This is a genomic window from Limosilactobacillus fermentum, from assembly GCF_013394085.1.
Taxonomy (GTDB): Bacteria; Bacillota; Bacilli; order Lactobacillales; family Lactobacillaceae; genus Limosilactobacillus; species Limosilactobacillus fermentum.
The window spans coordinates 1,080,428-1,101,332 of the sequence record NZ_CP040910.1 but is presented as its reverse complement, the minus strand read 5'-3'; the positions used below and the strand labels follow the sequence as shown (position 1 = coordinate 1,101,332).

Annotated in this window: 19 protein-coding genes, 1 tRNA gene and 2 pseudogenes; 16 read left to right on the top strand and 6 right to left on the bottom strand. The window is 51.6% G+C overall.

All coding sequences use genetic code 11. The features are described 5' to 3' along the window. From FG166_RS09590 to FG166_RS05470, 6 genes and pseudogenes are all read left to right on the top strand, one after another. Positions 1-218 (top strand): annotated as a pseudogene (locus tag FG166_RS09590) (glycerophosphodiester phosphodiesterase); the annotation flags it as partial. 133 nt (positions 219-351) lie between these two features. Then, positions 352-768: an arsenate reductase ArsC gene (locus FG166_RS05490; protein WP_024500950.1), complete on the top strand. Its 417-nt coding sequence runs from the start codon at positions 352-354 to the stop codon at positions 766-768. Between the two features lie 223 nt (positions 769-991). Then, positions 992-1,258 carry a hypothetical protein gene (locus FG166_RS05485; RefSeq protein WP_003682926.1) on the top strand — a complete coding sequence of 89 codons (267 nt, stop codon included), beginning with the start codon at positions 992-994 and terminating at the stop codon, positions 1,256-1,258. Between the two features lie 12 nt (positions 1,259-1,270). Continuing rightward, the gene (locus FG166_RS05480) at positions 1,271-1,420 is read left to right on the top strand and encodes a hypothetical protein (protein WP_003682928.1); all 150 of its coding nucleotides are present in this window, start codon (positions 1,271-1,273) and stop codon (positions 1,418-1,420) included. Between the two features lie 256 nt (positions 1,421-1,676). Further along, the gene (locus tag FG166_RS05475) at positions 1,677-2,828 is read left to right on the top strand and encodes an ArgE/DapE family deacylase (protein WP_035430999.1); all 1,152 of its coding nucleotides are present in this window, start codon (positions 1,677-1,679) and stop codon (positions 2,826-2,828) included. Between the two features lie 121 nt (positions 2,829-2,949). Beyond that, a pseudogene (locus tag FG166_RS05470) lies at positions 2,950-4,281 on the top strand (amidohydrolase family protein). Between the two features lie 175 nt (positions 4,282-4,456). Here FG166_RS05470 and FG166_RS05465 read toward each other — a convergent pair. Beyond that, positions 4,457-5,641 (bottom strand): aminotransferase-like domain-containing protein, encoded by a 1,185-nt coding sequence (locus tag FG166_RS05465; RefSeq protein ID WP_003682935.1) that lies wholly within the window; start codon positions 5,639-5,641, stop codon positions 4,457-4,459. Between the two features lie 367 nt (positions 5,642-6,008). On the opposite strand from FG166_RS05465, the gene FG166_RS05460 reads away from it, so the two are divergent. Together FG166_RS05460 and FG166_RS05455 are read left to right on the top strand one after the other, a co-directional pair. Then, complete coding sequence (locus tag FG166_RS05460) at positions 6,009-7,382, top strand: glutamate--cysteine ligase (protein ID WP_003682937.1); 1,374 nt, start codon at positions 6,009-6,011, stop codon at positions 7,380-7,382. A gap of 194 nt (positions 7,383-7,576) precedes the next feature. Further along, positions 7,577-8,407 (top strand): transporter substrate-binding domain-containing protein, encoded by an 831-nt coding sequence (locus FG166_RS05455; RefSeq protein ID WP_003682939.1) that lies wholly within the window; start codon positions 7,577-7,579, stop codon positions 8,405-8,407. 363 nt (positions 8,408-8,770) lie between these two features. On the opposite strand, the gene FG166_RS05450 is transcribed toward FG166_RS05455, so the two are convergent. The 3 genes from FG166_RS05450 to FG166_RS05440 all read right to left on the bottom strand — a co-directional run bounded on the left by FG166_RS05450 (position 8,771) and on the right by FG166_RS05440 (position 10,592). After that, positions 8,771-9,934: an RNA-guided endonuclease TnpB family protein gene (locus tag FG166_RS05450; RefSeq protein ID WP_003684331.1), complete on the bottom strand. Its 1,164-nt coding sequence runs from the start codon at positions 9,932-9,934 to the stop codon at positions 8,771-8,773. Next, complete coding sequence (tnpA, locus tag FG166_RS05445) at positions 9,931-10,368, bottom strand: IS200/IS605 family transposase (RefSeq protein ID WP_015638546.1); 438 nt, start codon at positions 10,366-10,368, stop codon at positions 9,931-9,933. The genes FG166_RS05450 and tnpA overlap by 4 nt, the downstream gene beginning before the upstream one ends. Positions 10,369-10,507: 139 nt before the next feature. Beyond that, a tRNA-Leu gene (locus FG166_RS05440) sits at positions 10,508-10,592 on the bottom strand. A gap of 114 nt (positions 10,593-10,706) precedes the next feature. Between FG166_RS05440 and FG166_RS05435 the strand changes: the two genes are divergently transcribed. The 5 genes from FG166_RS05435 to ndk all read left to right on the top strand — a co-directional run bounded on the left by FG166_RS05435 (position 10,707) and on the right by ndk (position 13,974). Next, a complete protein-coding gene (locus FG166_RS05435; RefSeq protein WP_003682941.1) occupies positions 10,707-11,819 on the top strand; it encodes a hypothetical protein in 1,113 nt (370 codons plus the stop codon). 140 nt (positions 11,820-11,959) lie between these two features. Further along, on the top strand, positions 11,960-12,232 hold the full coding sequence (locus FG166_RS05430) for a helix-turn-helix domain-containing protein (RefSeq protein WP_003682943.1): 273 nt from the start codon (positions 11,960-11,962) through the stop codon (positions 12,230-12,232). A gap of 132 nt (positions 12,233-12,364) precedes the next feature. Further along, positions 12,365-12,898, top strand: a complete 534-nt coding sequence (locus tag FG166_RS05425; protein ID WP_035431029.1) for a phenolic acid decarboxylase — start codon at positions 12,365-12,367, stop codon at positions 12,896-12,898. 90 nt (positions 12,899-12,988) lie between these two features. Next, positions 12,989-13,531 (top strand): PadR family transcriptional regulator, encoded by a 543-nt coding sequence (locus FG166_RS05420; RefSeq protein ID WP_003684722.1) that lies wholly within the window; start codon positions 12,989-12,991, stop codon positions 13,529-13,531. Positions 13,532-13,536: 5 nt separating this feature from the next. After that, positions 13,537-13,974 (top strand): nucleoside-diphosphate kinase, encoded by a 438-nt coding sequence (gene ndk, locus FG166_RS05415; RefSeq protein WP_014562434.1) that lies wholly within the window; start codon positions 13,537-13,539, stop codon positions 13,972-13,974. Between the two features lie 92 nt (positions 13,975-14,066). On the opposite strand, the gene FG166_RS05410 is transcribed toward ndk, so the two are convergent. Further along, positions 14,067-14,747, bottom strand: coding sequence for a TVP38/TMEM64 family protein (locus FG166_RS05410; RefSeq protein ID WP_003682951.1), 681 nt, complete (start codon positions 14,745-14,747; stop codon positions 14,067-14,069). A 3-nt stretch (positions 14,748-14,750) separates the two neighbouring features. After that, the gene (locus FG166_RS05405) at positions 14,751-15,986 is read right to left on the bottom strand and encodes a DUF2075 domain-containing protein (RefSeq protein ID WP_003682953.1); all 1,236 of its coding nucleotides are present in this window, start codon (positions 15,984-15,986) and stop codon (positions 14,751-14,753) included. A 159-nt stretch (positions 15,987-16,145) separates the two neighbouring features. On the opposite strand from FG166_RS05405, the gene FG166_RS05400 reads away from it, so the two are divergent. The 3 genes from FG166_RS05400 to FG166_RS05390 all read left to right on the top strand — a co-directional run bounded on the left by FG166_RS05400 (position 16,146) and on the right by FG166_RS05390 (position 20,863). Further along, complete coding sequence (locus tag FG166_RS05400; RefSeq protein WP_003682954.1) at positions 16,146-17,924, top strand: 1-deoxy-D-xylulose-5-phosphate synthase; 1,779 nt, start codon at positions 16,146-16,148, stop codon at positions 17,922-17,924. A gap of 316 nt (positions 17,925-18,240) precedes the next feature. After that, positions 18,241-19,203, top strand: a complete 963-nt coding sequence (locus FG166_RS05395) for an LPXTG cell wall anchor domain-containing protein (RefSeq protein WP_003682956.1) — start codon at positions 18,241-18,243, stop codon at positions 19,201-19,203. Between the two features lie 274 nt (positions 19,204-19,477). After that, positions 19,478-20,863 (top strand): amino acid permease, encoded by a 1,386-nt coding sequence (locus FG166_RS05390; protein ID WP_003682958.1) that lies wholly within the window; start codon positions 19,478-19,480, stop codon positions 20,861-20,863. The last annotated feature ends 42 nt before the right edge of the window (positions 20,864-20,905 follow it).

The window sequence follows — 20,905 nt, the reverse complement described above, 5'->3', positions numbered from 1 at the left end:
CTGACGTCAAGCGCTACCCGGGGATTGAGGAGACGGTCTTACCACTGGTTAAAGAGGCCCCGCTCGCTAAGCCAGTGATCTTTTCTTCCTTTAACTTAGCTTCACTACTGGTGGCCCAGTCAATTGACCCAGGCTTTGAATACTGTTACTTAACTGACCGTAACTTAAAGGATCCGGATGCCTTCTGTCAGCGGGAATTCACCCACACCACTATTTAGCGGGGGCGACGGTCCCCCAGCGGATTTGGACGGTTAATGACCCGGCCGTACAGGCTGACTTATTTAGGCGGGGCGTTGCCGGGATTTTCACCGACGACTTTGAAAGGGCCCAACAAGTAAGGGAGGAATGGCTATGACAAAACCCAAGGTTGCCTTTATTTGCACCCACAATTCCTGCCGGAGCCAGATCGCCGAGGCGCTAGGCCGCCATTTGGCCAGCGACGTTTTTGATAGTTACTCGGCGGGAACTGCCCCCAAAAGGACGATTAACCCGGATGCCGTCCGGCTCGTTAAGGAGCGCTACGGAATTGACATGTTGGCCAATGGGCAACACAACAAGGCCCTGACCGACCTTCCCCAGGTGGACGTAGTGATTACGATGGGCTGTGGCGTCCAGTGCCCCAGCCTCCCCGCTCAAATGCGCCAGAATTGGGGGCTGGACGATCCAACTGGTCTGGGTGATGATAAATTTAACCAGGTAATTGACCAGCTTGAAGAACGGGTCAAAGAACTAAAAGAAGCATTGCAAACAACAAAATTAGGGTGCTAAGCCATTAAACCCCTATGTACGACGTTATAGAGATTGTTGATTTTTACGGGTCATTAACAAGGCCGCTCAAGAAAGCCTCTAAGATCTGGGGCCACGGCGAAAGTTACGTTCGCAATACCTAGCGCAACCACCCGGAAAAGTTCCCGGCCGGCACGATCCGTGAATTTGGCCGGATATTGGTGGTGATGACGGCGGGGATGGGGTTGGACCGCCCCCCCGTGAATTGGACGAAGAAGGGCAAAAGCGCCCTAACAAGCCAATTTTTGACGCCCAGGAACTAGCGGAACAATACCACGATTGGGCCAAGGACCAGATCAGCTTTAAGAACACGGAAGAAGATGGGATCCAGGTTCAACTACCGGTTTATGATGCGGATGTTCACGAAAATTACCATCTCTACATTGATCTAATTGGTGCTGACCAGTACCAAATCGTCGACACCGGTTGGTTAAAGGACGAATTTTCTGATGCGGGCTACACCAACAATTAGATTAAGCACGTGATGGAATTAGCTGGTGCCAAGCACTACTTCGATGCGTCCAGCGGCTTTCTAAAGACGACGGTTCAAGGTGGGGCCCTGCTGCTAACCATTTCCCAGTTAATCGAAGTGATTACTAAGCTCGACTTCATCCGCCACGCCGAAATTAAGTAGGGGTGGTTGAACGTTCAATAGTAGGAGTATTTTGAAAGGAAGTAGATCCATTTCAACCTTATGCAAAACCTGCAATTCCTGGAAAAAGTAAATTTTTCAAATTAATAAAAGCTCCCCCATGCAGCACCGCTGGGGGAGCTTTTTAATCCGCTAATGATTAAATATGCAAATGTTATTAATGAAAAACGGGATTAACTTGTTTATAATGTATAACAAGTGTATGATATGCTTAAATATTTTAAGAGGAGGAACCGTCATGGATCAAGCGCACGCAGAGGAGATTTTAAAAAAGGTGATCGCCATTCCAACCGTGAATGATAATGAAAAAGAGGTCGCCGATTACTTAGCGAGTCTCTTTGCCCCTTACGAAGATCAGGGGGTTACGATTGAGGAGTTGGCATATTCACCCGGCCGCAGCAATTTGATTGTCACGATTGGGGAGGGGGAGACCGCGTTAGGCTTTTCCGGGCACCAAGACGTCGTGGACCCCGGTGACCTGGCTGATTGGGACACCGACCCCTTTGTACCGACCATCAAGGAGGGGCGCCTGATTGGGCGTGGTGCTTCGGACATGAAGAGTGGCTTGGCGGCAGTTGTCTGCGCGATGCTGGCCATGCTGGAAGAAAAGAAGGTCCCGGGCAAGATCAAGTTAATCGCCACGGTCGGTGAAGAATCCGGCGAATACGGGGCGGCGCAAGTCACCGATGCCGGGCTCGCCGACGACCTGAGTGCGTTGGTGATCGCCGAACCGACCGACGGAATGCGGCAAATTTGCTACACCAGCAAGGGCGTCGTGGACTACCACGTTACCTCCAAGGGAATCGCCGCCCACTCTTCTAGGCCCCACGAGGGTGAAGATGCAATCGCCCACCTCTTGGAGTTTGCCAATGAGGTTCAAGCCCGCCTAGCCCGCTTGGATAAAAAGGATCCGGTACTCGGGAAACTTACCAGTTTGATTACCCTGATTAAGGGCGGTGAACAGATTAATTCCGTCCCGTCCCAAGCCGAGCTCTCTGGCAACATCCGGACGATCCCGGGTTACACTAACCAGGTGATCTTTGATGTGATCGATGGCTTGATCGCCGAATTAAACGCCAAGCCGGGCTACCAGCTCAGCGTCGATTACATTTACCCCGAGGAACCGATGCCCGGCGACGCCCACTCCCCGCTGGTTCAACTGCTTCAAAAGGTTGGCCTGGAGGTCTTTGGTCACACCTTGACCCCGGTCGGCGGAACCGGGGCTAGTGACGGCTCCGAGTTCGTTCGGGCCAAGGGTGACTACCCAATCGTGATGGTCGGCCCCGGCAGTGACAGTCAGCACCAGCCTAACGAATGGGTCAGCCTCGCCGCCTATCACCAGGCGATTGCCTTCTACCAACAGTTCGCTAATGAATTCTTCGGCAAGTAACCGTTTTAGTTAAAAGTGCAGCGCCCTAATTTTCAGTGATGAAAGTAGGGGCGTTGCTTTTTTTGTAAAAAAGTTCGTGATAACATTAAACGGTAAGCTGTCACATTCATAGGAGGAAGCCATGTTAAAAACCGCCATTCTCGGGCCGGTCTACACACCGGACGACCCGCATCACGTTGCCTACCTTCAAGACGCCCTGGTTGAAATTAACCAAACCGGCAAGATTATCGCCGTTTTAACGCCCAACGATGCCGACTACCAAGGACACCTGCGACAAGCCCAAGCGGCCGGCCGGCTGACCAAACTAACCCCCGGCCAAGTGCTCGTGCCCGGCTTTGTGGACCTGCACGTCCACGCCCCGCAGTGGCCCCAGGCTGGTCACGCCCTCGATAAGCCGCTCAACGAATGGCTCAACGATTACACTTTTCCCTTGGAGGCTAAGTACGAGGACCTTGAGTTCGTCCAAACGGTCTACCACGACCTGGTCCACACCCTTTTAGCCAACGGAACCACGACGGTCCTCTTTTTCGGCACCATCCACACCGAGGCCAACTTGGTCCTGGCCCGCGAGTGCATGGATCAGGGCTTACGGAGCGCGATCGGGCGTGTGGCGATGGATAATCCCGACCAAACCCCGGCCTATTACCGCGATCGAAGCAGCGAGGAGGCGATCGCCGAGACCGAACGTTTCATCCAGGCCCTAGAATTACTGGGGTAAGACGAGCCACTGGCGCCGCTACCGGTGATCACGCCCCGCTTCGTGCCATCGTGCACCGATGGAACCCTGGCTGGTTTGGGGAAACTAGCGCAAAAGTACGACCTGCCGATCCAATCCCACGTGTCGGAAAGTAACTGGGAGCACCAGTACGCGATTGACCGGTTCGGAATTCACGATGCCGAAGTGCTGGATCGTTTTGGCCTCTTAACCGACAAGACGGTGCTGGCCCACGGAACCCAGCTGACCGAGGCGGACGCGAAGTTACTGCACGAGCGAGGAACGGCCCTGGCCCACTGCCCAATTTCTAACGCCTACTTCGGTAACGGCGTGCTACCGGTTAAGCAATTACTGGCGGCGGGCAACGAGGTCGGGCTCGGGACCGACATCTCCGGTGGTTACTCGCCGAGCCTGTACGATAACATCCGCCACGCCGTCGCCCTTTCTCAGGTCCGTACCGATGGGGTAACCAATGCCGACCACGGGGCCCCTGACTCCCGGATCTCAATGCCCGCCGCCTTCTACCTGGCGACCAAGGGTGGAGCGGAGGCCTTGAACCTGCCAGTTGGGGCAATCGAAGCCGGGTGCCAAGCCGACCTCCAGATTTTAACTGACCCGCACCCGTGGCCAAGCGAAAGCCCCCTGGAACGCTTTGAACGCCTGATGTACCAGGCTAACCGCTCAACGGTAGCGGCGGTGATGGTCAACGGCAACTGGGTGTACCAAGTACGCGATTAAAAAGAGCAAGGGACCGGGAAAAATCTGTTTTTCCGACCCCTTGCTCTTTTTTGGTGTAAACAGAAAATGCCTAAGTATCCCCTTCCATCATATTCATAAAATTGATAATCGGATAAATAAAACTAAAACGCCCTGGTGAGTCGCTTGCTCAGCAGGGCGTTTTAGTTTTCCGTGTTTAGACCGGCGTAGCAACCAAGGCCTCCGCCAAGCGCTGGATGCCGACCTCAATCTGGTCAGCCGGGGTGTTAGAGAAGTTCAAGCGGAACTTGCCGGCGGGCGCGTCCTTCGGGTAGAAAGGTTCACCCGGCACAAAGGCAACGTGATTAGCGATGCACTCGTTAAACAGGGCTTGGGTGTCCACCCCACCCGGAACCTCGACCCAGAGGAACATCCCCCCGGTGGGCCGGGAGAATTTGACGTCGGCCGGGAAGTACTTTTCCATCGCCGCGATCATGGCGTCCTTGCGGCTGCGGTAAAGGTCGGTGATTTGCCGGACGTGTTCATCGACGTCGTTTTGCTCAAAGAACTTGGCGATCGTGTACTGGGTGAAATTATCGGTGTGCAGGTCGACGGTTTGCTTGAGCATCGTGAAGTGGGGGATCAATTCCTCGTCTGCGATCAGCCAGCCAACTCGCATCCCCGGTGCCAAGATCTTGGAGAAGGTTGAGGTGTAGATGACGTGGCCACTCTGATCATACGACTTGATCGACGGGATCCGTTCGCCGGTGAAGTTGATTTCGCCGTAGGGGTTGTCTTCTAAGACGATCAGGTCGTACTTTTCCGCCAGTTGGGCGATCTGTTGGCGCCGTTCTGCCGGCATCGAGCGCCCGGTCGGGTTCTGGTAGTTGGGGATGGTGTAGAGGAGCTTAACGTCATCCCGGTTCTTAAGGACTTGTTCGAGCTCGTCAACCCGGATCCCATCGTCGTCCATTTCGACCCCGACTAAGTTAGCGCCGTAAGACTTGAAGGCGTCAACGGCACAGAGATAGGTGGGTTCTTCGACGATCACGGAGTCACCCGGGTTGATAAAGAGTTTGGCCACCAGGTCGAGGACCTGCTGGGAGCCGGTGGTGACCAGTACGTTTTCTCGTGTCGCGTTGATCTGCTCCCGCTTAATTCGGTCGGTGATGACGTCGAGGAGCTGGGGAACGCCTTGGGCGCTACCATATTGGAGGGCGGCGGCGCCATGCTCAGCGAGCGCTGCCTGGGCCGCCGCTTGGACCTTTTCAACTGGGAACAGTTCCGGCGCCGGCAGTCCCCCGGCAAAGGAGATCACGCCGGGGTGACCGGCCACCCGCAGGATGTCGCCCACCGGATCGGTGGTGGTTTTAGGAACAAATTTAGAAAAACGATAAGTCATAATCAATACCCCTTTCAATGGTCGGGGACCCAAAAAAGGAGCCCCTGTAAAACGTGTAGGGACTCCCTTTGAGATCTAACTTTAAATGTTAGGGGGGCCCTACTGGTTGCAAATAGAACCCGCCGAAAAGTGGGTTCTAGCTAACAAGTAGTAGGGCGACGGCCTGGTGCGCCCGTTGACGGATGACACGAATTGGTTGTGTACTCATTATTAAGAACCCCTTTCCTTAGAGAAGATGTTACTAATTATAATCATTTTCTAATGATAGGCAAGGGTTATTTTAAACAAAAACCGTAGCTTGCCCTTTTGGTTGTGATCTAATAAATTAAACAAAAGTTACAAACTAGTGAGAAATAGGGCGGAGAAAATGTTTAGTCAAATTGGGCAGGCCATCTTTGACCACCAAGCGATTTTGGAGGCCTCGGATTTTAAGATGGGCCTGGAAATTGAAATGCAGCGGGTGGACGAAACTGGTCACCTGAGTCAAGAACCTTACCCGGCAGCGGTGGGGGACGAAAAGAAAAACCCGTGGATCACCAACGATTTTTTGGAAACGATGTCTGAAATCGTGACCCCACCGGCCAGCAACGCCACCGATGCGATCCACTATCTGTACAGCATTAATACCGCCCTACGCACGGCGCTCGCCCCGGGAGAGTTGTTGTGGCCGTTGTCAATGCCGCCAATTTTGCCCCGTGATCGCTCGCAGGTCCCAATTGCCAAGGCCGGTCCGGAAAAGGAAAAGTACTTCCAGGAGTGGCTCAAGCGCCATTCGATTTCCGAGGGGACTCCGTCCGGCGCCCACATCAACTTAAGCATCAATCCGGGCCTGGTCAAAGTGGTGTTTGAAAGCTTTCCTGACCGCTTTAAAGACGAGGTGGCGACCCGCAATTACCTGTATCAGATCATTACCCAGGGCTTCGTTCGCTACCGTTGGCTGTTAACCTACTTATTTGGGGCCAGTCCGATCGCCGAGCAAAACTTTTTTGAAAACGGTGCAACGCCCTTAAAACATCCGGTTCGCTGCATCCGCCAGTCCCGCCAGTACGGGTTTGGCACCAAGTTTAGCGGCGATTACAGCTCAATTGATTCCTACGTCGAAACGATTTTAGCGGCCGTTGAAAGCGGCGAACTACTGGCGCCGTCTGAATTTCACGGCCCAGTTCGGTTTAAGGGCGCCGCGGATTTAAAGACGATGGCCAAAGAGGGAGTTGAATACATCGAACTGCGGATGCTCGACCTCGACCCAACCAGTCAAATCGGGATCCGGACCGGGACCCTCCGTTTTATTCGCCTCCTGGCCGGCTACTTCATCATGAACACTGCCCTGGCGCCTAAGGAGGTCCCGGGGGTGATGAAGCGGGCCGACGAAATGAACGAAACGGTCGCCTTAGAAGACCCAACCAAGCCAAGCACCTTCGCCGCCACGGCCAAGGCCTTTATTCGCCACCTGCGGATCTTCGTTAACGAACTGCAGGCCGGCCCGGAATACTTGGAAATCATTGACGACCTGGAATACAAGGTTGACCACCCCAAGACGACCTTGAGTGGCCAACTAGTTGAGCGGATGAAGGATGGTTCACTGGTTGACTACGCACTCCACCAGGCCCGCAAGCACCAGGACGGGGCGATGCTGGCTTTGCGCCCGTTCCGCGGCTTCGAGGAAAACGGGGGCCGCTTGTCGGCCGATGAATTAGCTAGCCAACTTTTTGGCGGAACTTGGAAAACGGAAGAAGCATAATGATTAGGGTGGGCAATCACCAACCTGAGCGACTGGATTTCGCGCTCTGGTTGCGGTGATTGCCCACTTTTTTATGCTTATAATTGCATGAAAAATCAAAAATATTAAATTTAACTGGTTAAATATAAAATAATGGTGTATACTTTTAAAAAATCATGAGAGAGTTCAAATTGAACTCATAAGGAGGAATTGTTATGGCGTGGAAGAAATGGTTGAAAATGTTAATGGTGGCGGCCCTAGTGGTGATGGGGGCGGTGAGTTTAGCCGGGTGTAGCTCCTCTAGCGACTCCAGTGTCCAAGACATCAAAAAGAAGGGTGAGTTAGTCGTGGGAACCTCGGCCGATTACCCACCGTATGAATTCCAGATCGTTAAAAACGGTAAGCAACAAATTGTCGGTTACGACGTTGAACTAGCCCACTTAATCGCCAAAAACATCGGGGTCAAGAAGGTTAAGTTCGTCAACATTGCCTTTCCATCCCTGATTAGTGAGCTGCAAAACAAGAAGTTCGACATGGTGATGGCCGGGATGGTTTGGACCAAGGAACGGGCCAAGGCGGTTAGCTTCTCGAGTACCTACCACCACGGGGGTCAAGTTCTGTTGGTTTCTAAGGCTAACGAAAACAAGTACAGCGGCATCAGCGCCTTGAAGGGAGCCACGTTGGGTGCCCAACAATCCTCCGAACAAGAAACGATCGGGAAGTCCCTTTCCGGGGTAAAGTTGGTCACCGAAAGTTCAATCACGACCCTGTCCCAAGAGGTGAAGGCGGGGACTTTGGATGGGTTGATATTAGCCCAGACCTCGGCGGACGCCTTTGTGGCTGAACACCCTAATGATTACGCCATCGCCAAGAACATTACCTTTAAGATTAGCGCCAAAACTTCTGACCCGCGGGTCGTGGTTCGCAAGTCCGATAAGGCCCTCTTAAAGGTCGTCAACAAGACGATCAAGGACGCCAAGAAGTCCGGCGAATTAGACAAGCTCTTCAAAGAAGCCCAAAAGCTACAATACAGCAACAACCAATAAACGATCGATAGAATTAAAAAGCTGGGGATAACGTCTATCCAGACGAAACCTCCAGCTTTTTGAATTAATTTGCTTACTCTAACTTAGCCCACGGCTTGGTTTTTGGCTGAGTCACACTCTCAATAACGTGCTCCTAACCACGGGTCTAGTAGCTAAGTACGGGTAAAGAACACCGCGTTCCGCGCTAATCTTTCCCCTAGCTTAGCCCATACGACCCGTCAAGGAGGTTAGTCGCACTCAAACGTGAACTACTCGGCCATAAATGACCGAGCTTCTGGGAACACGAAGTAGTATTTAGGATGTTGCTTCTGTATTCAGAATACCTAAACTTACAGAACTCCGTTCTTTTACCACGGCTAGTCCCTAGCCAACGGCTTTTAATCCTCTATGGAGTATATTAACTGCCGCATTAATATCTCGATCGTGATGAGTACCACATTTAGGACAAGTCCATTCTCTAATTTCAAGTGGTTTCTTCCCACTATGGTAACCACACGTGCTACAGATCTGACTGGTGTAATTAGGATTAACAGTAATTAACTGTTTACCGTACCAATCACACTTGTATTCCAGCATGGTTCTAAATTGGTACCAACTGGCATTCGCAATAGCTTTAGCTAAATGGTGATTCTTTTGTAGATTCTTGGCTTTCAAATCTTCAATGACAATCACATCGTATTTTTTAACTAAGGCTGTTGTTAGTTTGTGTAAGTAATCTTGACGTTGGTTCGCTATCCGTTGTTGGTAGCGAGCCTTTTGTTTTTGAGCCCGTTGCCAATTCTGATAATCATTGAGATCCATTTTTACGTCTTTATGATTATGGTTCCATTGGCGAACAGCTACGGTTGCTTGATATTTTCGGCGACTATACTTGCTTTGCCACTTTGTGGCTTGCTTTTCCAACCACTTAGCATTGAAAGTACCAAACTTTTCACCGTCAGAACTAATCGCTAAGTCAGCGATCCCAACATCCAGGCCAACGGTCTTGCCTGTTTTTGGCAATGCTTCTGGAGCAACAGTCTCGACCTGCAAAGATAAGTAGTAGCGACCAGTTGGACCATAGCTGACGGTATAACGCTTAATTTTGCCATTTACAGCTTGAGAGGTCTTACTAGTTCGAATGCTTCCTAACTTAGGTAGCTTCATTCTTCTCTTGGCAATCACTGTGCAGACCGACCGACCAGTATATGACTGTTTGGCGGCGTGCCTGCTTTTAAAGCGTGGATAGCCACCACGATGTTTAAACAGCATCTTAAAAGCTTGGACTAGATTATGGTTCACCACAAGGAAACTAGTCGCATCGCTGTCTTTAAGATAGGGATATTCTTGTTTCAACTGTTTAAGCAAGTAATTCATTCCATATTCATTTACAAAATGACTGCTAGGATTGTTTTGATAGCGTTGCTTAGCCATATCTAGCATGAGATTCCACACTCTACGGTCATTGCCGAACATTTGCCATAGTTGAGCTTGTTGTTGCTTGTTAGGGTACAAGCGTAGCTTGACCCCTTTAATTAATTTGGTCATTCTAATTTCACCTCCTTTTTGCGTTGATCATCAATATACTTGGCTACTGCTTGTTCATTAACGCTCCCAATGCTTTCAACATAATAACTTGGTGACCATAGGTGACGACCTTGCTTTTTCCAGTAGCTAGTTTGTAGTTCTGGACATTCTCGGAAGAGGTGCCGTGCAGAAATGCCTTTAAGCCAGCGCATGATGTTAGTTACAGACAGTTTTGGCGGAGCGCTCACTAGTAAGTGGATATGGTCATCTTTACCAATCTCCATATGAGCAATCGTAAATCCATATTTTGAAGCTATATCATATAATGATTGCTTCAAGACTTCTTCTACGTGTCCTTTCAACACTTTATTACGATATTTAGTTCCCCAAATTAAATGATAATTAAGATTGTAGACTGACGTTCTACCATATGTAATTCTTTTTGTATCTTTCATACCAATAATTATATTACATTACGGTTCGATCATGTGCCCTAAGGGCACAAAAAAAGGCAATTCATCACGTCCTTAAAAGAACGTGTTTCCTTGCCCGCTTTCAAAAAAAGCCCCCAGCATCTGCCGGAAGCCTTAGTAGTGCGGCGAAGAGGACTCGAACCTCCACGGTCTCAATGACCACAAGATCCTTAATCTTGCGCGTCTGCCAGTTCCGCCACCGCCGCGTCAACAAGAAGTACTATACCCGCATCAGTGAATCGATGCAAGCCCCTTTTGAATTTTTTTGACAAGGGTGGCGATTAATGTCAATCTAGTAGGGAGAAAAGGGGGAGAATAGTTTGAACGAACACCGATCGACGACGGGCCGCCCGGGGATTTCCTTACCCCACCAAGAGGGGGACATTGGTGACTTCTTGAAGGTCTTTGCCTGCACGGCGGTGATGGTCCAGCCATTGCTTGCCCAACTGGTGAGACTTTCGACTGGGCCAACGCAGCTTGGCCTAGCGATCTTGGATAACCTGGTTAAGTACACGGCACCCGCCTTCATCTTTGGCATCTTGTACACGACCATCCGTACCCATAGCGGCGCCGGCGTTTTTAATTACCGCCACTACCTGCGCCAACAGTGGGCGGCACTTTTTTGGCCCACCATATACTGGACCAGCGCCTACTTACTTTTATTACCCAAGCTCCAACAAGAGCAACACTACCATAATTGGACCAGTTTCGCCTGGCAATTCGTGAACGGTAACGCGGCGCCCCACCTTTGGTATAACACGATGATGCTCCAGTTCATCATCTTGATGCCCTGTTTTTGGGCCCTCCACCGCTTGGTTGGGAAACGTCCGCAGCGGGGGTGGGTAGTGGCTATCGGTACCGCCTTAATTACGCTAGCCTGGTTGGCTTTGTACCAACACCTAGTGGGCCAGAACCCCGGCCATTGGTATTTGCTCGATCGAGTCTGGGTGAGCTTTTTAATTTATGCGGTGGGCGGGATATTATTAGTTAACTTCCGGCGCCCCTTGCTGAATGTTTTACTGCGCTTTTGGCTACAAGCAACGGTCTTCACCTTGGCTAGCCTTGCCTGGATGATCGTCCAAATGAGAGGCGAGTGGGCCAATTTAAGCGTCGTCAGTTACTACAAGCTTTCCGCCACTCTCTACGCCCTCGGGGTCATCAGCTTAGTGACCATTTGGTGGGTGGTGAACCAATTTGGCCAGTGGCGGGGGAACCTGCGGATTATGCACGGGGTGGCAACGTATGCCTACCGCGCTTACCTAGGCAATGTCTTTTGGCAGACCTTGCTTTGGGATTGGTGGGGTCGTCAATTAGCCACCACGCACCCATGGTTAGCGTTGGCGCTCCTCTGGCCGGCTACTTGGTTGTTAGCGTTTGGTTTTGCCTACCTGTTACACCTGATATGGGGGCGCCGGCCGGTTAAACAAAAATGATTCAAGAACCACTAATTGATTGAAAGCGTTTAATTATCTGGTTTGAAAGGGAATAATTAAAATAGACCACTTGACGAATCGACCAAAGACCGTTATGGTGAGGGTAGTTTAGTTGCCTAGCCAGAATCGTTGGAGGGATTATGCTCAATCTTAATACAACTGCCGCCCAGGTTCCCCAAGAAGTGGCCCGCTTAGACGCCACCACCCAGCGCCAGCTAAACGCCAACGCCGCGGTGCTCGTGCGGGGGCTGCGCCAGGACCTGGACATGACCACGGGAGAATTTGCGACATACGTAGGCTTAACGCCAACTTTAATTTCGTCCATTGAAGAGGTTCAGATTAACGTCTCCTACGCCCTGGTGGCTGACATCGCACACCGGGCGGGAAAACGGCTTAACATTGAGTATCGGTGATTTAAGGGACTGGAAAAGAGCTGTTTTTCCGGTCCTTTTTTATTTTTATTTGACGATAACGACATAAAGTTATATCCTAGATGTGTCGATAACGTTATAAAAAGGAGAGATATCATGGCACAATTAAACCACATGGATAAGCAATTTAAGACCCTCGCTGACTTTTTGGGGACCCACTTTATTTACACCTACGATAACGGCTGGGAATACGAATGGTACGCTAAAAACGACCACACCGTTGACTACCGGATTCACGGTGGGATGGTCGCCGGCCGCTGGGTGAAGGACCAAGAAGCCCACATTGATATGCTGACTGAAGGAGTATACAAGGTTGCTTGGACGGAACCGACTGGGACCGACGTGGCCTTGGACTTTGTTCCAAACGAGCACAAGCTCAACGGGACGATCTTCTTTCCCAAGTGGGTCCAAGAGCACCCGGAAATCACGGTTTGTTTCCAAAACGAGCACATTGATTTAATGCACGAAAGCCGGGAAAAGTACGCGACCTACCCGAAACTGGTGGTGCCAGAATTTGCCACCATTACTTACATGGGGGATGCGGGCCAGGATAATGATGAAGTCATCAACGAAGCCCCGTACGAAGGGATGACCGACGACATCCGTAACGGTAACTTCTTTGACCAAAACTACCGTCGTCAAAAATAGCAAAATAAGAGGAGGTCGGGAAAAAACGATTTTTCCCGGCCTCCTCTTTGGTATAATGTCGTTAATTAACGGGGAAGGGAAGTGATGGGGGTGCCCGCCAAACGAATTTTACCCTACGTCATCTTAGGGATCATTGAAGAACATGGCCAGCTATCCGGCAAGGATATCACCAAGGAATTTACGACCGACATTGGGGAGTTTTGGAAGTCCTCGCACAGCCAAATCTACCCGGAACTGCGGCGGATGACCACCGACCATTGGCTAGCCGTGGTCCCGGACCCGGATAACGATAAGGAAATCCACTACCAACTAACTACGGAGGGGCGCCGGATTTTAAACCAGTGGTTACAAACGCCGAATCAGGCTTTGCCGGTGTCCAAGGACCTTTTTTCGCTCAAGATGTTTTTCATTAAGGACCAAGACGACCCGCGGATGGCCGTGCTAATTGAAAACCAACGCCGCTTGGTGGAAGCAAGCCTGGCCCACTTAAACGAACGTAAGAAGCGGCTGTTTAGTTCGCCCCAAGCGATTCGGGAAAGTTACGGCCACTACCTAATTCTGGAGCGGGCAATCAGCCGCCAGCAGGCCCAATTGCAGTGGCTAGCGGGGTTGACCCCGCCAAAGAAAGGATGATGACGATGGCAGAAGAATGGACCCTAGTATTAGTTAAGCCGGACGGTGTCAAAAACCGCCACGTGGGCGAAGTGATCACTAGAATTGAACGCAAGGGCTACCAGATTATTGACTTAAAGATGATTGAGCCTACCGAAAACAAGTTACGCCAACATTACGCCGATAAGGTCAACGAGCCCTACTTTGCTGGGTTAATGTCTTACATGACCGAGGGGCCAATCGTGGGCATCATCGTGGCGGGGACCAACGTGGTCAAGGCCATTCACCGGATGGCAGGGGCCACCAATCCCGTTGAGGCGGCCTGGGGGACTATCCGGGGCGACTTTGGCCGCGAATGGCCGGACGGTAACTTGCGCAACGTCGTTCATACCTCTGACAACCCGGCCAATGCGAAGCGGGAAATCGAGATTTGGTTTCCGGAGCGAACCGTGGTTGATCAATAGGATGAACAACCTAAGATTAGTTTAGAGTGAAAACATAATAAGGGGCTGAGAGAATGGCGTGTCTCTCGGCCCCTTAATATTTGCTGGTGATTCTATTTTGTAGCTGCTTCTACCCGCCGTTGGTGAACAAAGCGGGTTAAAAGTAAGATGATGACGATTAAAACAACGATGACGAGTAAGCGGGTGTAGTTTCCCTTAAACAAGGCGTCGCCCCCAAAGGCGTAGAGGGCCGAAGTTGGGAACATCCCCACGGCCACCATCAGGATGAAGTTCTTACGGGGGATTTTCATCGTCGCGCAGGCGTAGTTAACTAGCACCGACGGGATGATGGGGACCATGTACCCCACTGTCAACCCTAGGGCGGGATGGCGGTAGTGGGTTAAGCTGTCCAAAATCTTGTTTTGCTTAAATTTATGGGAGAGTTTGACGTGCGATAACAGGGCGGCGACGGCACAATTGCCCAAAATATTCCCCGCCCAGTTAACCAAGAGACCGATCCACGGGCCGTAACAGAGACCGACAAAAACGCAAATAACGGCGTTGGAGAGGCCCGGAATCGCGTTCATTACCCCCACTAGGAGTAACATGAAGATCAGGTCGCGAATACCGTTGCTGCGAATCATGGTTAAGAGCTCGGCCCGGTGAGAGGGGGTCAGGTCCATTAGGAGGCGAATTTCAGGCATGAAGTCGTGCACGAGGGCCAACACCAAGAGGATGATGGCGATCACGCCCGGCCCAATTAGCCAGTACTTATTTAAACGGTGGTTTTCCATGAACTATTTTCTTTCTAAGTTGCTGGCGTAGATGGTGGCCAGGGTGTGGTTGAGCAGGGGGTCGTGGGCGTACAGGTAGGTGCCGCGGACGCCTCGCTTTAGGATGACGTTTAACGCGTTTAGGATCAGACGTTCCTGGTAGTGCTTAACCTCTGCTGGGTCGGTAAGGTCGTCCCGACGCTTGAAGGCCTCACTGTCGGTGAAGCGGTCCAAGTTGACCTGGAGGCGGTTAGTACCGGGAACTTGGGCAATCACCGGCCCGATGATGATCCCGGCGTAATTAAGATCAAAGCCTTGGCAAGTGTAGATCGACCCCACTTCATTGATGGTGCTGGGGATTTCTGCCCAAGGCGTGGCGGTGTAATTGTACTGGTCCCAGGGCATCTTGAAGCGTCCCTCTTGGATGTAGTGCTTACCCCCATCTAAAGTGGAGGGGTACCCCGAGGTTGACAGAATCCGGGAGAGGCCGACCGCCGCGTCCCGTTTAAAGACCTGTTGGCGCATTTTCTCAGCGTCTGTAAAGACCCGGAAGTCGTAGTGGTCGCGGGCATCGGCGGGCAAGGGGTTAATAACGCCGTCGGTGAAGTCGTTCATCCACTGCAAGAGACTGGTTGAGGCGCTCATCCGAAACTGGTGGGTTAAGGTAACTTCTTGGTGAGGATAGCGGTGAGTGATCTGTTCCAAACGGTCCCTAGTCCAAAAGCTCTTCATTCGCAATACCTGGTAGGGGTCAAAGACTAAGATTACCACCCGGGCCCGCTTAATGATTTCTGCTAACTGGTTTTCGTGGTAGAAGTTATTGTAGTGATCGGGCTTGGACAAGAGGAGATGGGCCTCGTCAACGACCACCACGTCGACAGTTTGGTGCTGCTTATCCAGCTGGTTGATAAACGAGGTGGGCCGCATGAAGTTCTTCTTGAGTAGGGCGGCCTGGTCGCCTGCAATTTCCTTATAAACCTTTAAAACCTCCGGGTGATTAACCAAAAAGTAATTGGTGGTCTTAAAGAGGGGGCTGGTTTGATCATTACGCGTCCTTACCTGGAGCTCATTAAAGAGGTGGGATAAGACCACGCTTTTACCGGTACCGGCCTCACCGTAAATGGTAAAAACGGCCGGAGCCGTCCCGGTCAGGTGCTGGTTGGTAAAGTTAAGAATTTGGTGGAGGAGTTGTTCTTGTTCCGGTGTGAGGGGTAACAAGGGGGATAACTTAGCCACCGCTTGGTTGGTATCAGTTTGCATAGGGGACGTCCTTAAACATTTCTTTATGTTTACCATGGTACTGATTCTGCCGGGGAGCGTCAAACGATCGGGCTAAATTATCCCCGGTGGTTGGTAAAATGGTGTAAAATAATGAATGTAAATTATCGACGCATATCAAATTAAGGGGTGTTTAATAACATGAACCTGCATCCAGATTACCTGTTAAACGAAGTCAACGAACCCGAAGACATCAAGGGGATGACCCTCCAACAGCTTCAACAGTTGGCAACGGAAATGCGGACCCTCGTCTTGGAACGCGACGAAAAGATTGGCGGTCACGTCGGTCTAAACCTGGGCACCATGGAGCTGACGATTGCCCTCCACTACGTCTTTGATTCTCCACACGACAAGGTGATTTGGGACGTCTCCCACCAAAGCTACGCCCACAAGATGCTGACCGGACGTAAGCTGGGCTTTTTAGATCCGGACCACTACGAAGACGTCACCGGGTACACAAGCCCTGAGGAAAGCGATCACGACCTGTTTGAAGTTGGTCACACCTCCACTTCCATTGCCTTGGCAGTGGGTGAGGCCGAAGCTCGCGACTTGCAAGACCCGCAGTCCAAAGACGACGTAATTGCCGTGATCGGGGATGGCTCCTTATCCGGTGGGTTAGCCTTTGAGGGACTGAACAACGCCACCAAGGTTAAGGGAAACTTGATCATCGTCGTTAACGATAACGAAATGTCGATCGACGAAAACCAAGGGGGGCTTTACCAAGGGCTCAAGGAACTGCGCGCATCAAATGGTCAAGCAGCGAACAACATCTTCACCTTTATGGGCCTTGATTACCGCTACGTAGAAGACGGTAATGACTTAGCCACCATGATCGAAGCCTTTCGGGGTGTCAAAGACGTTGACCACCCAGTTGTTTTACACGTCCATACCCTGAAGGGAAAGGGCTTTAAGCCGGCGGAAGAGGAAAAAATGCGCTATCACTGGCGCAGCCCCTTCAATCCAAAGACGGGTGCAGACCTTCAACCAGCCCCAAAGGAAACCTACTCCGGCGCCATTATTGATGAATTAGAACGTTTAATTGAAGCCGGTACCCCAATTGCGGCCATTAACGCCGCTATCCCGGGAGCCTTTGACCTCAAGCGCTTCGAAAAGAAGTACCCGGACCGCTACTTTGACGTGGGAATCGCCGAACAAATGTCAGTTTCTTCGGCCGTAGCGATGGCCCAAGCCGGGATCCGACCGGTACTGTTTGAAAACTCGACCTTCTTACAACGGGCGTACGACCAGTTAATCCACGATATGGCCCTCAACGGGGAACCGGTCGTGATGATCGTTCGCAACGGGTCCATTAAGGAAAACTCCGCCACCCACCAAGGCTCCTTTGACATTGCTTACCTGTCGAGCCTGCCAAACGTTGATTACCTAGCCCCAACCAGCGTGGAAGAGCTAATCTCAATGCTTGACTGGGCACTGACCCAGGCCGAAAACCCGGTCATCATCCGCCAACCAGAGCAAAAGCTGCTCCACCGGCCGGCCACCCAGGATAACTACGACACGATCGATTACGAAATCGCCCACCAGGGGAGCGAAGTAGCGATCATGGCCGTGGGGGGCTTCTGGGAACTAGGTGAAGAGGTCCTTGCCCAACTCAAGAGCAAGCTCAACATCGATGCCACCCTGATCAACCCGAAGGCGGTCACCAACATCGACCAACAAGACCTCCACTACTTGCAAGAAGATCACGATCTGGTGGTCACCTTGGAGGACGGGATGGTTGCCGGCGGTTTTGGCGAAACGATTTCGCGCTACTACGGACCAACCAACATGAAGGTGCTCAACTTTGGTTCCCAGCGTGAATTTGCCGATAACGTACCGCTTGACGTCATGTACGAGTGGTACCACTTGACCCCTGAACAAATCGTTGACGACATTGAACGGGTCTTGCACTCAAGTTTATAAAATATTGAAAGAGGTCTGGAGAAAGCTGTTTCTCTGGGCCTCTTGTTGTATTCACGAATGTTAGACAGATAACGTACTCCTCCCTAGCTTAGCCATACGACCCGAATTGGAGGTTGGTCGCACTTCTAATAACGTGCTCTCCAACCACAGGCCTAGTGGCTAAGTCTGACCGGAGAACGATGCGTACCGCATCAACCCCCGTTCTATCCTTAGCCCACGGCCTGCTTGATAGGTTAGATCGCACTCTCTTTTTTTCGTCATTTCCTCCCCTTTTCCCGTACTTAGTTAGTGAGACCAACTACGGGAGGAACAAACCATGTCATTTAAATTCCAAGCACTGGGGCTGGCCCTCACTAGCGGCTGCCTCTTAACCACTGCCACCACCATCACCACTAGGGAACCCCTGGCGCCAGCCAGTAAATCGCCAGCCATAGCGGTGCAGGCCGTTAAACCGGAGTCGGAGGTGTCCAAAGGGGTGGTTAACAGTCCGGCGCCCCAATTAAGTTCACGGGTGGCAACACCAAGTAGTGCGTCAACGCCAAGCTCGTCAGCCAGTTCTGCCCCCACTAGTGCTCCGGCTTTTTCAACTAGTACTACTAGTTCAGTCAGCGAGGTTACTAAGGGTGAGGAGGAGACGACGCCAAGCACCGCGGTATCAAAGGCGAGCGCCGTTACCGTGGCGAGTGCCGCCCCGATGCAACCGCAAGCCAATCAGCCAGAACAGGAACCTACCAGCGCCGCGACTTCAAGTGGGACCAGCGAGAATGAAGCGGCGTTGGCAAGTGATAGTTCGGCTAGTCAGGTGGCAGGGAGTTCGGTTTCTTCGTCGGCCGCCAGTGATGAGCAGGCACCTTCGTCAAACACAGCCGCCGTTAGCCAACCGAGTGGTAGTAGGTCTACCGAAGCATCCGTTACAAGTGCGGCCACTTCCTCGTCACCGGTGGTCGCAAGCTCGTCAGCAACCGAAAGTGCTGCTAGTTCCAGTGGGGCGGCAACGAATTCGACAAAGGAAGGGCGCCCGGTGAACGCAGGGACCGTTGACCAAGTACTCGCCAACATCCTGGGTAAAAAGGCGGCAAGCTCATCAAGCGCCCCCGCTGACGAACGGAGTGGGGATCACCAAGCCTTAAAAAGGGGCGGTGCTTCGTCCACCAACACCCCCCAACGCCAACTCCCCCAAACTGGTAATCAGGGAACGGGCCTGACCATCGCCGGGCTAGGTTTATTTGCAATGGTTGGTAGCGCCCTTAAACGGAGTTGGGTGAGCCAAAAAGTTTAAGAAATTCACATGATTAGCTTGCAATCGCTTAGTTCTAATGGTAATCTAATAAACATATTAAAGACCTGCAAGGAGGAGCCAACATGATTAAGCAATTATCCAACGTTATCGTTACTAGCTCCACCTCAACCACAACAACAACGCTTGTTGGTTGAGGGATTTTGACATGGTCTAATTAGCAGTCAAAAATACCAGGTCCGCTCAACCACCAACATCCTTTCGGTGTTTAATGAGCGGGCCTGGTTTATTTTTACCTGGAAATGAGGAATGCGGAATGGATAAAAAACCTGAACTAGAGCGGTCGATGACGCCGGGTCAGATGGAAATGATTGCCATCGGGGGAACGATTGGCTCGGGGCTATTTATGGGGGCCACGTCAACGATTAAGTGGACCGGGCCCTCGGTCCTATTAGCCTACGCCTTTGTCGGAATGGTTCTGTACGGGGTCATGCGGGCCCTTGGGGAAATGGTTTACCTGACGCCGGGGACCGGGTCGTTTGCCGACTACGGGTCGAAGTACATTCACCCGGTGGTTGGTTACCTGGTGAAGTGGAGCAACGTCTTCCAGTTTATTATCGTTGGGATCTCCGACATCATCGCAATGTCGCAGTACCTAAATTACTGGTGGCCCAACCTGCCAGACTGGGTGTCGGGAATCGTGATGGTCGCCATCTTAACGGCGGCCAACCTGGCCAGTGCCAAGGCCTACGGGCGCCTGGAATTCTGGTTTGCCATGATTAAGGTGGTCACGATCATCGTCATGATCATCTTAGGGTTAATGGTGATTGTGCTGGGGTTCGGGAACCACTGGCACCCAGTTGGGATCTCTAACTTGTGGAGCCACGGCGGCTTCTTCACCGGCGGGTGGATGGGCTTCATGTTCTCCCTGTCCGTGATCGCCGGGTCCTACCAAGGGATCGAATTGTTGGGGATTACGGCTGGTGAATCCTCTTCACCAAAGTACGCGATTGTTAAGTCCGTCAAGTCCGTTATCTGGCGGATCCTGATCTTCTACATTGGGGCCATCTTCGTGATCGTTTCGATCTACCCGTGGAACCAATTGAGCTCGGTTGGCTCACCGTTCGTGGAAACCTTTACTAAGGTTGGGATCACCGGAGCCGCTGGGATCATCAACTTCGTCGTCTTAACGGCCGCCCTTTCCGGGGCCAACTCCGGGATCTACTCGGCTTCACGGATGTTGTTTAAGCTCTCGGTTGACGGGGAAGTTTCCAAGGTCTTCTCCAAGCTGTCCAAGCGGGTGGTGCCAAACGTGGCGATCCTGACGATTTCCGGTTGGATCTCCGTTGGCTTCATCGTTAACTTTATCCTCTCCGCCGTATCTGCCAAGACGCAAAACCTTTTCGTGATCGTGTACTCCTCCTCCGTTTTACCGGGGATGGTACCGTGGTTTGTCATCTTGATGTCGGAATTAAACTTCCGCAAGCAACACCCGGAAGCCTTGAGGGAGCACCCGTTTAAGATGCCGCTCTTCCCGGCTTACAACTACTTCTCCTTAATCGCCTTACTGTTGATCTTGATCTTTATGTTCTTTAACCCAGATACGCGGGTTTCCGTTGCCGTAGGGGTCATCTTCTTAGCACTGATGACGGCAATCTACTTCAGTACGGTGCACAAACGTAAGCAAGCTCAGGCTGAATAAAGGAGCAATGCCGTTATTAAATTCAAGGATGTGGGAAAGTTA